This window comes from Sphingobacterium micropteri (genome assembly GCF_014692515.1).
Taxonomy (GTDB): Bacteria; Bacteroidota; Bacteroidia; order Sphingobacteriales; family Sphingobacteriaceae; genus Sphingobacterium; species Sphingobacterium micropteri.
Map to the genome: position 1 here is coordinate 24,256 of NZ_JACOIK010000014.1, position 14,368 is coordinate 38,623.

Sequence of the window (14,368 nt, forward strand, 5' to 3'; positions counted from 1 at the left end):
ATTTAAAATCCAACATTCAATCCAAAAACAACCCCTCTGTTAAAGATGGAACTGCCCGTATCGGGATCTATCCAATCGACTTTCGAATACAACAGTCCGGGATTCATAGCCTGTGCATAAATACGTAGGTTAGCCAATTTAATCCGGTTGGTAAAATGCTGCGGGAAGGTATAACCCAGCGATACATTCCGAAGTTTTATGAAACTGCCATCTTGATAATTCATCGCGCTTCGAAAGGGGTCTCCCGAGAAACTATTGTAATTAGGGGCAGGATATTCATTTGTTGGATTATCCGGTGTCCAGTAATCTACAACACGCTGCGCAAAACGACCTTGTAGAGATTCTGCTCCGCTTTCAATCGTAAAGCCCATCCGACCGTAAATGAAGAAATTGAGATCAAAGTTTTTATAGGTAAACGTATTGCCAAAACCAAAATTCCAATTTGGTGCGGAATGTCCACGGATTTCCCTATCATCATTCGCATCTATTTTATAATCTCCATTTACATCCTTCACTCGAATCGTTCCAGGACTAAATTCATGTCCATTTTCGTTAAACTTTGCCATCTCCGCCAAATCTTCCGGTGTATCTTGCCACAGACCTTCTTTCACGTAATCGTAAAAAACAAATAGTCGCTGACCAATAAACCGCACATTGGCCATATCATCCAATTTCCCATTCTGCAGCTCTACGATACGGTCTTTACTATGTGTAAAATTTAGTGTTGATTCCCACGAGAAGTTAGCAGACGAAATATTCAGGCTATTCAATGTGACATCGATACCGCGATTTGCCGACGTCCCCACATTATCCCAAGTATGTACATATCCATTCACAGATGGTATCGAACGCGACATTAATAAATCCGTCGTCTTGGATGTAAAATAGTCTATTGAACCCGACAATCGATTGTTTAACAAGGCGAAGTCTACACCGTAATTCACCTGTGCCGTCTTTTCCCAGCTCAAATTTCGATTGGGCATGGGGAGCGGATCGGCTAGGGAAGGGTCGCTAGGTACATAGCCGTCTTCGACAATATTCCCCCAACTGTAATACAATGGTGTAAGCATTCCTAACGTTCTGTATGGATCTACCGACGAGTTCCCTGTAACACCAAAACCTACGCGGGCTTTTAAACTATTGACCCAGGTCACATTTTCCAAAAAACTTTCCCGGTCCAACCGCCAAGCAACAGCCAATGACGGGAAGAAGTCCCATTTATTGCCTTCTGCCAGTTGGGAAGCACCGTCCCAACGCACCGAACCCGTAAAGAGATATTTACCGTCAAAATCGTAATTTCCACGCACCATATAAGAGGTTAGCTGGGTCTCCACCAAATCCGAGTCAAACCCTTGTAATTGTTCAACCGAACTTAGTTTGTACCACATTTGACTACTCCAGGGCAAGTTATTCGCCCGCATGGACGAAGTCTCTGTTCTGTTGGAAGTTGCACTTTGCAAAAATGTCAACCCCATATTATGCTTATCAAACGAGCGATCATAATAAATCAGGTTATCTAATGTCCAAGAGAATCGCATCGTTTGATCTAGTCGAGCCTCACTTGTTGAACCGGGTTCTCCGCCTCCTCTGTTCACTGAGTTTGCATCAGCGAAACGTCCATTTCTGTTACTATAATAATCCGGTCCAAAATTAATGCGATAACGCAATCCATTGATCGGTTCTAATTCTGCATAAATATTTCCGAAGTTCCGCCATACTCTTCGCTCATTCACATTATAATCCCACTCCGGCACCGGGTTTAGGATATTCACATCTCCGCCCGGCTGATTAATACGATTACCTTCGTCATTAAATGGTACGGCATAGGGAAGCATGCCGCGAGCTGCTGCATATAAATTACCCGGACCCGTTGCATTACTTGTCTGATAACCATAGTTCTGATTGCCAAGAGTCGAATTCAGTACGGCACCCATCTTGAACCAATCTTTTGGCTTGATGTCGATGGTCAGCTTCCCCGAAAAGCGTTCATAATCTTGTCCCTTTTGTGTACCGTCTTGTTTTAAATAACCGAATGACCCGTAGGCTTGTGTTACTTCCGAGCCTCCACTGGCCGAAATAATGTGATCGTGGGTTACGCCGGTTTTCGTTACATAGTTACCCCAATCGGTTGTCGGAACTAAACTGCCGTTCCATTGTCCATTTACCCAACCCTTTTCAATATTCGCCCAAGCATAAGGATCTTTGCCAAAAATAAGCATGTCTTTATCATAATCAATACCTTCAGGATACTTCACATCATCGTTTGTATTTTGCCGAAAGGCATTTCTATATGCTTCTCTACGAAAGTCAATATACTGCCCTGCATCCATCATTTCTGTCCGATCATTCAGCTTTTCAATGGTTGAGGTCACCGAATAATTTAACGTTGTTCTACCTGCCACACCGCGTTTTGTCGTTACGATAATAACCCCATTGGCACCTCTGGAACCGTAGATAGCTGTTGCAGATGCATCTTTCAATACATCTATCGCTTCGATATCTTTTGGATTTAGAAATTCAATGCCTCCTGAACTTAAGGGCACACCGTCAACCACATATAATGGAGAATTTGATGCTAATAGCGAACGTTCTCCACGAACCCGTATAGACCCCATTTCGCCGGGACGTTCGTTGGATGTTACATCCAGACCCGCTGCACGCCCTTGTAATGCCTGCAATGGGTTCTGTACGGGCATTGCGGTAATATCCTCACTATTTATCGAAACAACCGAACCCGTCAAATCTCCCTTTTTAACGACATTATATCCCACCACTACAACTTCTTCGACCAACTCACTTTCTGATTCCAACGTCACTGTTAGTGAACTGCGGTTGTTAATATTTTGTTCCTGACTCCCGTAACCAATCATAGAGAATACCAACGTTCCCGTTGGTGGTACACTGATACTGAATGTTCCATTATTGGTTGTCGTCGTAGCAACAGTTGTCCCTTTGAGCTGTACCGTAACTCCAGGTAATGAATTTCCTTCAACATCCTTTACTGTTCCTGTCACTGGTGTCTGAGCCCATGCCGGAAATGTCCATAAGCAGATTATACAGATCAACATGAGACATCTGTTCTGTAGATCGATTCTCCTCGTTTTCGTCATTTTTTCTATGTACATTTTTACTAATTAGTTAACATTCATGATCTACCTTCCCTTCTTTATTAAGGCGTAAAAAGTAAAGTCATTTTCCTTTAATCGTTTTTTCTTAGCGTTTATAGCGGCAAGTTATACAAACGATAAAATGATGGCAACCTGCCGTATCCTGTACAGTGTGAACTACCGTATCCTGCTTTACTGCTGTATCATCTCGTTCAGATTTGGCTTGAGTTCATCCGGTGATGACACTGTATAAGTATCAAAAGTCAGTTTAGATTCTTTCTTCGTCAACCCATCAATGACATCCAATTCCAATCTATGCGCTGGCTGGAACGACGACGACGCCATATAATTTACAAGGCTATGGTATAGATTTCTTCGCACCAGATTATCGGTCTGTTCCGAGAGATCTGCCGAGGAAACCAAGATTCGTCCGTTACCAACCTCAGCCTCAAAAATCAAAGCCAACCGTCTGTTCATAAACCAAGTATCGATCGGTTGAACTAGTGGACGAAACGCTGCCGGAAAATCCTCGATGTGCATCACTTGTGTCTTATGAAGCACATCCCACCATTGCATCGTGCTGTAGCGCTGTGTCGGAAAAGAAGAAAAAGCCAAATGTGTCTCGTCTAATGTAATGCCCAACGTATGAGGTGGCCGCATTTTAAACCAAGACGTATTCCAAAACACCGGTCGAAAATGCTGTACGATTTCTTTGCCCTGCGTAATCGTGCCTGCGAGGTTTAGGAATACTTTTCCGCCTTGTTCCAGTACCTGACGCACCGTATCGTCGATTGCGGTGGCATAATACACCTCCTTTGTTTGCTGAGGCAATTCTTTTGGATAGATATAAAAATCCCAATCGTTTCGGACAGACGTGCCCTCTAGCTGTAACTCCAACTTCATCTCTCCAGCAGTCTCCATTCCATCCAATGCAATATCGATCTCTCCAAGTTGCTGATTCAGTCCTAGTTCCAAACGATCTATCGTTATCTTTCCCTCTTTGTATGCCTTTCTTTCTGTGTTCAGCAGCCGCCAGTGCAGTACTTGCTTATCTAGCTCCTGCCTTCCGAAATGCGCTATCTCTACCGGCAAACGCATAACCTCGGTGTGATCAAACACAAATTTGGGTGCCCGGATCAACAATACCGTTGTATCACAGGCCTTTTTGAACTCATCGGCCGTCAAATAGCCTTTTTCTTCCCAAAAAGCATCCAAAAGCCCGACTAATGCTGTTCCCTGACCGGAATAGTCATTCAATGACAACAGCTGGAAACCACCGTAGTTAGGCGTACGAAACGCGCGTTCCATTTCATGTTTATACGCCAATGCCTGAAGCTTTCCGGAGGCATGAAGAAACGTATTTGCCTGATCACCCATGTGGTGGTCGTTTAAGTCTTCCTGAAAAAGCTCAAAGTTTTTGGCGCGGTACGCACCGGTATATTTTTTGATTTCTTCAAAATTAGGAAACACACAGTGCTGTCCCAATTCATGTGCTACAAAAGGCACCTCAAACTGTGCAATTTTATCGCTAAAGTCACTCTCACTCTGAGGCCTTCTATCCCAATCGACTCCCCTTGCACCGGCACGTACCATAAATTCATTATTCGGAATGACAGGCCAGCTTCCGCCAACTGACGCTCCCGTATAGAGGCGGCGCGAGTCCTTCGCTTTCCAATAGTTGACAAATGCCATCAGATAAGGAACCTGATTCCCACGGGGTTCATTCCCATAGGCCATCATGCAGAAAGAGGCGTAATTGCCATATTGCTGTGCCATACGGTTTGTTTCGTCGTAAATAAACCGATCGATAGGGCGTCCCTGACCTAAAGACGAACCGTGATTGGCCCAACTTGGCCCTTCGGGCTGCAAATACATCCCCACGACGTCTGCGGCTTGAAAAGCGGCTTCAGGCGGACACCAAGAGTGGTAGCGAACATGATTCAGTCCATAAGATTTGATTTTGCGGAAAATCTTCAACCAGCCCTCCACATCCATATCCGGATATCCCGTTAGTGGGAATACCGCATTATCACAAGTACCACGCAAGAATGTCTTCCGGCCATTCACATAGAAATAGCGCCCGTCTGCCTTGAATTCCCGCATACCAAAAGTCACCTTTCGCTCATCCAATAGCTGTTCTCCATCATACAAACGGAATGTTGCCCGATATAGATTGGGGTTAAATTCATCCCATAGCAACATGTCTTCTCCTAAGGCCAGTTCTAAATCGACCGTATCGGTCTTGCTTTCGATTTGCAACAGCTTCGAGTGTATTGCGGTTGTGTACGTGCTATTCGTATTAAAGCTCTCTGCCATATATTGAATACGCAGTTTTTTAGGTTGGTTGGTATAGACATTTAATCGAATAGCCGCCGTTTTTTGGTGGATATCGGGATAAAGCTGAATATCATCTAAATGAATCTTTGATCGTTTTTCAACGCCAATACGCCCTATAATCCCGTTCCAATTTCCCTGGGTATGATCGGTCAAACTATGAGAATCGGGTCCCACGTTGATCTCTTTTATCCGATTATCTACCCGGATGGTCATGGTGTTCTTGCCTGCTTTCACCAGATCCAGAAGTTCAAATTGATGTGCAACAACCATACTGTTTTGCGTACCCACCAGATGACCGTTTACCCATACCATCGTTTCGGTGTGTGGCTGTTCCAAGAAAAGTTTGAGATGCTGCTTCAGATCGGCAGCGGAAAGCTGAAAATCCCGTTGATACCATGCCGGTCCTACGTAATGTTTTAAAGGGCTAAGCCAAAATGGAATTTTTAAGTTATCCGTTTGTCGGTATTTTTCTAATCGGGGGTGGTAATAGAACGAGCTATCGTAAATACTTCCCGTCCATTGGGTTTCCAAGGTGATGTCATCACCAATATTTTGTTCAATCAGTGATCCCGGTAGCTTTACATTGCCTTCTAGGTTTTGATAAAACCATTTCTCTTTTATACCCTTATCCATTCTGTCTAAGGCAAAACGCCAAGTTCCAGAAAGATCCAAAAAATTTTCCTGTGCCTGTAAGTTGGAAACAGTAAGCAGAAAGAGGGGAATAAAAAACAAGTATCTATACATGGCAGCCATCATATTTATCAAAGATTTACACTTGGTATTTCCAAAGATATCGATCTGCTATGTCACGGGCAACCCGTGGTAACCTGTTCCTCAATTCCTCATCCGACGTTTCTATCTCCTACTGAAGACACCTACTCTACCCAATTCACCCATTTTGTATCGTCATTCCAACCCGCTTTCACAATCGTTTCAATAAACTGCATGCCTCTCACGCCGTCGTGCACATCGGGAAAGTCCAGCATTTCCGCTGTTGGGTGTTCGCCTGCTTTGTGCGCGGCCACCGTAAGCGCGAAATTATGGTAAATATTAGCGAAAGCCTCGATAAAACCTTCCGGATGCCCTCCCGGCGTCCGTATATTCCATTGGGCGCGTTGGCTTAAATAAGGATAATCTCCACCGATATAAATAATCTGCTCGGGATTATGGCTGGTATTGAAGAATAACTTATTGGGATCTTCCTGCACCCATTTTAGGCTGCCCTTCTCTCCATAAACACGGATATTAATATTATTTGCATTACCAATAGCGATCTGACTTGCCGCCAGCAAAGCTTTCACGCCTTGTTCCATCCGCATCATGGCTGTGCCATCGTCGTCAATAGGGCGCCCGGGGACAAAGGTATTCAGTTCAGCACACATTTCTTTAACCTTCAATCCGGAGATATATTCACAAAGATGCCAGGCGTGCGTACCAATATCGCCCATACAGCCTGCCTTCCCCGACAGACTGGGATCGGTACGCCAACCGGCGTTGTTTCCACTTTCGATTTCGATACGTTCTGCCAACCAACCTTGCGGATATTCTACATAAATGCGGCGTAGCTTACCAAGTTCCCCTGCGGCTATTCTCGTCTTCATTTCTTTGACCGCCGGATAACCAGCGTAGACATGCGTCACAGCTAATACCAACCCCGTCTCCCCTACTTTCTGCTGCAAGATCTTCGCTTCTTCCAAGGAGAACGTCATAGGTTTATCCAGTACGACATGTATCCCGTTGTCTAGGGCGAGCATAGCGGGTTCAAAATGATGGTTGTTCGGTGTGACAATAACGACGAAATCCATCCGCTCGTCTTCTGGCAGTGCGATCTCCCGCGCAAACATCTCCTGATAGGAGCTATATATACGGTTGTCTGGAAGATTATAAAACCTTCCCGACTCTTTAGAGACCTCCGGCTTTGAACTGAAACAGCCACAAACCAATTCGATCTTATTTTCCATGAGCGCCGCACGCAGATGAATCGCACCGATAAAACCAGTAAGTCCACCACCAACCATGCCCATCTTTAGTTTTCTACTTTTCATATTTCCACAATAAACAGGGTTAATCTTTTGCAAAAAAAGCATCAAAAGCATGCTTTGAAGCTTGAAAATCGATGCGTTTCGTAAACGCACAGGATTCACGCGCACCATGCTCACGGTCCATGGCACTATCTTCCCATTCTATAGATAGTGGCCCTTGGTAACCAATAACGTTCAATGCACGAATGATATCTTCAAAATTGATTTTCCCTCTCCCTACGCTTCTGAAATTCCAGTAACGGCGCGGATCACCAAAAGCAACATGGCCGCCAAAGACCCCCACCTGTTTGGGTGTGTCGCTCCAATAAACATCTTTCATATGGACATGAAAAATCCGCTCTGGAAACTGGTAAATAAAATCCACGTAATCCACACCTTGATAGCCCAGATGACTGGGGTCATAATTAAATCCAAATGCAGGGTGATAATCAACTGCTTCTAATGCTCTACGAGCCGAAAAGGTATCAAAAGCAATCTCCGTAGGATGTACTTCCAGCGCGAAGCGAACACCTATTTTCTCAAACTCATCCAAAATGGGAATGAAACGGCGGGCAAATGCTTTATACCCCTCTTCAATCATCGATTCAGGAACGGGGGGAAACGCATATAGCAGATGCCATATTGGGCTCCCTGTAAACCCGACGACGGTGTTTACACCTAATGATTTCGCAGCTTTTGCGGTTAATATCAATTCTTCTGCCGCACGTTGCCGAACACCTTCAGGCTCGCCGTCACCCCATATATAAGCTGGTAAAATACCTTTGTGCCGCTCGTCGATTCGATCACATACCGCTTGTCCGACCAAGTGCGAAGAAATCGTTTTTAGCTGCAATCCATACTTTCCTAACAGGTCTTTGATGCCCTTATAATATTCAGCATCCGTTTGCCTTACGTCCAAATGATCGGGTAATCCAAGTTCCAGTCCGTCGTAACCAAATTCTTTTGCTTTGGTACATACATCCTCCAAGGATAGGTCTCCCCATTGGAGTGAATATAATGTTACTAATCGAGACATATTGCTATATTTATAAGTTTAGTAGTCCGGGTTGTTAAATTTGGGGCAGTTTATACCCGTTATGGTATGCTGATACCAGATAACGATTCGCCTCCGCGTCCGTAAATTTTCGATTTTCTTTATTCCAATAGAGTTTCTTTCCGGTTCGATAAGCAATATTTCCCATCTGCGAAAAGATCGCAATATGCGCTCCTGCTTCGATCGGCGCATGCAATAAAGTCTGGTCATTACGCTGTATGGCTTGTACGAAATTTGCCATGTGATTGTCCAATCCACTGTCCTGACTTTTTTGAAACGATACCGCCTCCATCCGCTCGCCTTCCGGGATAACTTCCCACCCCCCTCTGTTCAGTACCAGCGTTCCATTGTTACCGACAAAAGCAACGCCGTGGTTCTTGCCATACGGTCCAAGATCAATCCCCGTAGCCTGCTCCCATTGTATATTAAAACCATCAAACTCAAATACTGCCGTCAAAGTGTCCGGTGTTTCGGCTGCATCATCCGGATAGGCAAGTTTACCTCCCGCAGCCATCACGGACTTCGGATCGGACACCTGCATCCCCAACAGTGCGTAATCCAACATATGCACGCCCCAATCGGTCATCAATCCGCCGGCATAATCCCAAAACCAGCGAAATTCAAAATGGAAACGGTTGGGGTTGAATGGTCTTTTCTTGGCCGGACCTAGCCATTGATCGTAATGCACACCTGCCGGGATCGGCTCATCGGGCTTTACCGGTATGCTTTTCATCCAGCCCTGATAGGCCCAAGCCTTTACCAACCTAATTTTCCCAAGTTTGCCCGAGTGCACAAAATTTATGGCGTCTCTAAAATGTTGTTGACTACGTTGCCACTGTCCTACCTGTACAATGCTGTTATATTTTTGTGCTGCTGCTACCATGAGCTCACATTCGCCGATAGAATTCCCTATTGGCTTCTCCACATACACATGCTTACCCGCTTTTACGGCATCTACCATTTGTAGGCAATGCCAATGGTCAGGTGTTCCGATAATGACGGTATCCACGAGATCGCCTTCCAACAACTCTTTATAATTGATGAAGCGTTTGACTTCAATCTGCCTTTTCTGAAGTTCTTCAATACGCTGGTCTAAAATGCGTTCATCGACATCACATAACGCAGTACATTGCACGTTAGGTTGCTTCAGCAGTGCCATTAAATTGGCCCAGCCCATCCCTTTTACGCCGATAAGCCCCACTTTAAGCGGCTTGTTTTCGATGGAAAAAGCATTTGCTTTATAAAACATGGTTGAAGCGGCTAATACAGCAGCACTTTTAATAAAACTTTTTCTTTTCATTATATAAGTTTTTAATATCTACAGGTACTTTACGTCCCTCTTTACCTTTTGGCAATGGGTTGAAGGAAACCGGTTGCATACAATATGCAATTAATTGCTTAAGTTACATTTAATGAATAACTTTTACAACATCTACGTCTAAAATCTTAGGAACAATTCGGTAAGTTTTTGTTTTCCTCCTAAAGAGATTCACCAAATAATCAGGCTTCTATTGACGAAGAGGAGGCGTAGGAATCAAGGATAAAAACATGATAAAAGAGACAAAAAACGCCTGAGGCACAATACCCCAGACGTTAAAATTCACCAACGGCGCCTTCGCCGCTTCCCTTCCAACAATCGGCTGGTGAAGTAACTAATGGCTGCGCCGATGATCGCCATTAGGCAGGTCTGTACCACGTTTCCCCAGTCCAGACTGCTCCATACCAAGCAAACGGTCTTGAATATGCAAAATAATAGCTAACAACACATTAGTTACCATCTGGTTTTTCCACTTCATTATTTACACTCGGCAGCCAATTCCATGCCGACGGCGAGCTGGGCTTATTCGGATTGTACTTTTTAAAATCGACGATGTGTTTACGTAAAGGCAATTTCCGGTCTTTCACACCTTGAACGACCATCTTACTGATCTCATAAGCACCATAGGTGTTGAAATGAGTATTATCCTGCAGCGGTTGATCTTGGTTTGGAAATGTATTTGCAGGATAGTGTACCAAAGCTTTTTTCGACTCCTCTACACCCAATGCTATATAAAACGCGCGTGTCATCGCGTTGAGATCAATTAGCGGAACATCTAATTCTTTCGCTACAGCCTTCGCGGCTTTCGGATAGTCGCCCAAGGTATGCTGTAACTCGCCTTCTTCATTGAAATGGCGGCGCTCTGTTGAAGTTACAATGACCGGAAATCCTCCTTTTCCCCGAAATGCTTTTACAAAAAGCCGTAATCTTTCACTATAGTTCTTAAAAGCACCCGCATTTTCGCCTTTTTCTTTTTGGTCATTATGTCCAAACTCAATGAATAGGTAATCTCCTGGTTTGGCAATAGACAAGATTTTTTCCAGACGATTTTGGTACAAAAAGGATCCCAACGTAAGCCCTGATTCGGCGTGATTGGCAATAACCACATCCGTATCGAAAAATCGGGGGAACATCTGCCCCCAAGAGGCCCATGGCTCATTCTCTTGATTAACCACCGTCGAGTTTCCTGCCAAAAATACTGTCGTCACATCCTCGATCGCTTCGATCTCGATAGCAGCAATATTATTTTCACCTTGAAACTCTAATGTCAATTTATGATCCCAATCCAATTTACCGTTTTCTCTTGGCTTCTTTAATTGAACTGATTTTGTACTATCGATACGTGCATCTTTTATATGGACGTTAAAAGATTTTGAAACCCCTTTATTGCGTTTGATCTTAACATGTTCTATATGCAATCGTCGTGATTCAGACCGCACGGTACTGTGATAATCCCTATCGGACATTCCCTTATAATGTATCGTCACGGTATAATTTCCTTCTGGAACATCAACGGAAAAGTAAAACGGTTTATGGCTATAAAGCGACTGCTGTCCCAGCTCTTGTTTTACTTGTACATGCTTCTCCGTATTTAAATCAAAACCGTACGTCTTCCCTTTCTGACCGTAAATGATTATTTCAGAAATGGGGATATGATGATTTTTTTGCTCCGTCGAAGCGAAATCGAATATTTTGTGAAACGGCTGGGCATATCCCGTTAGGATACCCAACAAACAGATAACTGTTAAAAAGAATCTTGACTTCATAGAAAAATATGGTTTTGTTTTATTCATCGTATTTATATTAACTTTCGAACAAGAAATCACATCACTTCTCACTGACATGGACATCCATGATCTTTCTTTCGACCGTTCCATACAAATCCAGTCCTTCGATCACTAGACGATACATGCCGGGTTCATCGGAGGTATAAAAATCAAACTGGGCTTTACCGGACTTGTTGATAACGATGCTGGGTTCCCAATGAATCGTTGTCCTGAGATCGCGCTTTTGGACTTGTCCTTCTTGGTCGATCTCAAGATGGACAGGTTTATAAAAAATCCGGCTGATATACAGCCCCTGTGGACTGATGAGTTTGGTATCCGTACGGAGACTCGGCTTGCTAAAGGCGTATCCTTTGGCTCCGGGTTTTGTGGTCATAATAAACACCGTCCACGGTTTCCTGTCGTTGGAGAGGTTATAGGCAAACAAGTAACGGTCGTTCCGAAGGACTTCTACACTCTCCAAGGCATCCAGATTAATCATCAATGCGCGGGCGGAGTCGATCGGAACGCCATCGACAACAAACAAAGCTCTTGAGGGATTTCCTGTTTCAGGATCCCATCGAACGCCTATCGCTTCGTATTCGATGCATTGTTGCAAGGTCGTACCTCCTTGGAGGTCGTTGGCGTCAAATACATAATCGGCATTTCCAGGGCCGTTGACGTTAGCCGATCTTTTTGAAGCCTTGTTCCGTTTAGCATCGACTACAACCGCTTCAATAAGAATGGAGCCATCTTCTGCTAATTGCTGAAAATGCTGCTGTACCCGTCGAAGCTGATCCACGAACAACCCATTTATATCATTCCGTTCCATGGGGAGATTTCGGCTTATGGGGAGGTCGGGCGCCTGCTCTTCGTCCAGATCCATCGCTGCCCTTATTTTTTTGCCTCTCTTGTCGACCACAGATAACATAAATTCTGTGCCGTCCAAAAACATCAAGTCTTTAAAGGCAAACTGTCCGTCTTTGCCGATCTCCGTTTCCCGATAGTTCAAATAATCATGGGCAGGAAACAGTTGCATCTTCGTGTCCGAATCTAAATTTCCGCCAACTGATTTCTTGACATGCCCAGCTAAGGCTAAACCATGTTCGACCGCATATTCTGTACGGTCTTTTCTATCGATATGGATCCAGTCGATGTTTCTCCAGCCTTGTGTCAACATCAAATAATCCATATCCTGCGTCCGTAGGCTATCACCACGAAAATAGAATCCGGGCTTTTCGATGAAGCCCTTCACATCGGCACTTAGCAATAATGTCGACAGGATATTGATTTCTTCATCTAACATTTCCGCATCAACAGAGGAGAGGTGAACAACACTGGCGGAATATGTGCCAATCCGGGCACGATCTAATCCTTGCTCCCATTCCATCGTGACATTCACCTTTTCTCTCGTACTATAGATTTCCTTATCCAACGCAACAGATAAAGGAGCTACACCCCCGTTGGTGTAACGAAAGACCGGACGTTCCGCAATGGGCATCAGCTGTTCATCCAAGACGCTTACTGTTAGGACTCCATTCGGTATACCTGTCAGTGATAACGACGTTGTAATTTCGGTGGCAGATAGCTGTTCTTTGCTGGTTTTGAATACCTTTCCCAAATGGTGCAACACAAAATATACGGTTTGGTTATTCATCAGATCATCCGAAACATGTAGCTGTATGGACAATGCCGTGGTATCCTGGGCATCCACCAGCAACGAATAGCCCGAGGTATGTATGGGCGGCATCGGCACTTCTTTCTTTGCTCCGCTTTGGCCTACTAGGAATGCGCGTATACGATGATCCGTAAGGGGTAATATCTCCGCACCCATCCCCAATGGGTTTGTCTCTATCACGGCAATAATACCGGTATCAGACCGAAATTCAAGTTTTGCCTGTGCCCCAAGTCCTTGATCATCCACGACCTTTGCGGCAATCCGGTTAGGTCGATCCATCAATAACTTGCCTCCTTCGGGAAATAACTGCACAGTTAGTGCTTCCCGTTTTATGACCGGACGGATAACTTTACTTACCGAAGATTTTTCGTCATTTTCAAAATGGTAACGTATCGTACGGCCCTGATGCTTCTTATCCAGAGATAAACGCACCAAACCATTATCGTCGGTCTTACCCCTTTTCTTATCCCGCACATCTTCTCCTTCCATAATCTCAAACTGTATAGATCTATTGGATAGCGCTTCTCCCTGTAAGTTTTTCAGCTGTATCGTATAATCCGTACCGTTATCCTGTTGAATGGTATGTGTAGAGGTTAATGTTCTATCCGTTAGCCCATTGGTGATGTATATGGGTCTATCATAAAAAAACTGTTCGTCGGCATTTCTCATCCAATTGCTGTACGCACGCAATCGATATGAGCCTTCGATGCTGGTACTATTCAGCTGAATATCGGCAAGGCCCAATCCATTAACCAGAGGTATTTTAATGAAGGCTACCCGTTCGTCTGCAGGGTCGATCAGCTCAATATAGACTACTTTGCTCAGATTTGACAGCAAATTCTCTATCCCAATAGTTCCATATACTTTTATCCAAATAGTCTCTCCGGCAGCGTACAGGGGTTTATCTATATGGAGATAGAGTTTCTCCTGAAAAGGATGTTCTTTCTTAGATGCCAGATCACTCAAGATGGTCTCCGCATCTTGAGCAACTAAGCAGCGGACGTTTAATATCAAAAAAAGCGAGAGAATAAGATATATTTTCGCTTTTACCAGTAACTCTCGGTTCTTTGTAGCCAAGTTGAATGATTAT

Annotated in this window: 8 protein-coding genes; all 8 read right to left on the minus strand. The window is 44.3% G+C overall.

What is annotated here, in order from left to right; translation table 11 throughout:
- Window positions 1–2 precede the first annotated feature (2 nt).
- The 8 genes from H8B06_RS17720 to H8B06_RS17750 all read right to left on the minus strand — a co-directional run bounded on the left by H8B06_RS17720 (window position 3) and on the right by H8B06_RS17750 (window position 14,355).
- Complete coding sequence (locus H8B06_RS17720) at window positions 3–3,068, minus strand: SusC/RagA family TonB-linked outer membrane protein (protein ID WP_190995542.1); 3,066 nt, start codon at window positions 3,066–3,068, stop codon at window positions 3–5.
- Window positions 3,069–3,299: 231 nt separating this feature from the next.
- On the minus strand, window positions 3,300–6,188 hold the full coding sequence (locus tag H8B06_RS17725; RefSeq protein ID WP_223857751.1) for an exo-beta-1,4-galactosidase: 2,889 nt from the start codon (window positions 6,186–6,188) through the stop codon (window positions 3,300–3,302).
- Between the two features lie 131 nt (window positions 6,189–6,319).
- Window positions 6,320–7,489: a Gfo/Idh/MocA family protein gene (locus H8B06_RS17730; RefSeq protein WP_190995544.1), complete on the minus strand. Its 1,170-nt coding sequence runs from the start codon at window positions 7,487–7,489 to the stop codon at window positions 6,320–6,322.
- Between the two features lie 19 nt (window positions 7,490–7,508).
- Window positions 7,509–8,501 carry a sugar phosphate isomerase/epimerase family protein gene (locus H8B06_RS17735; RefSeq protein WP_190995545.1) on the minus strand — a complete coding sequence of 331 codons (993 nt, stop codon included), beginning with the start codon at window positions 8,499–8,501 and terminating at the stop codon, window positions 7,509–7,511.
- Window positions 8,502–8,535: 34 nt separating this feature from the next.
- Window positions 8,536–9,819 carry a Gfo/Idh/MocA family protein gene (locus H8B06_RS17740; RefSeq protein WP_190995546.1) on the minus strand — a complete coding sequence of 428 codons (1,284 nt, stop codon included), beginning with the start codon at window positions 9,817–9,819 and terminating at the stop codon, window positions 8,536–8,538.
- Between the two features lie 352 nt (window positions 9,820–10,171).
- Complete coding sequence (locus tag H8B06_RS20840) at window positions 10,172–10,297, minus strand: hypothetical protein (protein WP_262891615.1); 126 nt, start codon at window positions 10,295–10,297, stop codon at window positions 10,172–10,174.
- Window positions 10,287–11,603 (minus strand): rhamnogalacturonan acetylesterase, encoded by a 1,317-nt coding sequence (locus H8B06_RS17745; protein ID WP_190995547.1) that lies wholly within the window; start codon window positions 11,601–11,603, stop codon window positions 10,287–10,289. Before H8B06_RS17745 ends, H8B06_RS20840 begins: the two co-directional genes overlap by 11 nt.
- A 61-nt stretch (window positions 11,604–11,664) precedes the next feature.
- The gene (locus H8B06_RS17750) at window positions 11,665–14,355 is read right to left on the minus strand and encodes a hypothetical protein (RefSeq protein WP_190995548.1); all 2,691 of its coding nucleotides are present in this window, start codon (window positions 14,353–14,355) and stop codon (window positions 11,665–11,667) included.
- Window positions 14,356–14,368 lie beyond the last annotated feature (13 nt).

Coding starts and splice junctions, on each gene's coding strand:
- H8B06_RS20840 (WP_262891615.1), bottom strand. CDS start 10,297: ATGGTAACTAATGTGTTGTTAGCTATTATTTTGCATATTCAAGACCGT.
- H8B06_RS17735 (WP_190995545.1), bottom strand. CDS start 8,501: ATGTCTCGATTAGTAACATTATATTCACTCCAATGGGGAGACCTATCC.
- H8B06_RS17720 (WP_190995542.1), bottom strand. CDS start 3,068: ATGTTGATCTGTATAATCTGCTTATGGACATTTCCGGCATGGGCTCAG.
- H8B06_RS17725 (WP_223857751.1), bottom strand. CDS start 6,188: ATGTATAGATACTTGTTTTTTATTCCCCTCTTTCTGCTTACTGTTTCC.
- H8B06_RS17745 (WP_190995547.1), bottom strand. CDS start 11,603: ATGAAGTCAAGATTCTTTTTAACAGTTATCTGTTTGTTGGGTATCCTA.
- H8B06_RS17740 (WP_190995546.1), bottom strand. CDS start 9,819: ATGAAAAGAAAAAGTTTTATTAAAAGTGCTGCTGTATTAGCCGCTTCA.
- H8B06_RS17730 (WP_190995544.1), bottom strand. CDS start 7,489: ATGAAAAGTAGAAAACTAAAGATGGGCATGGTTGGTGGTGGACTTACT.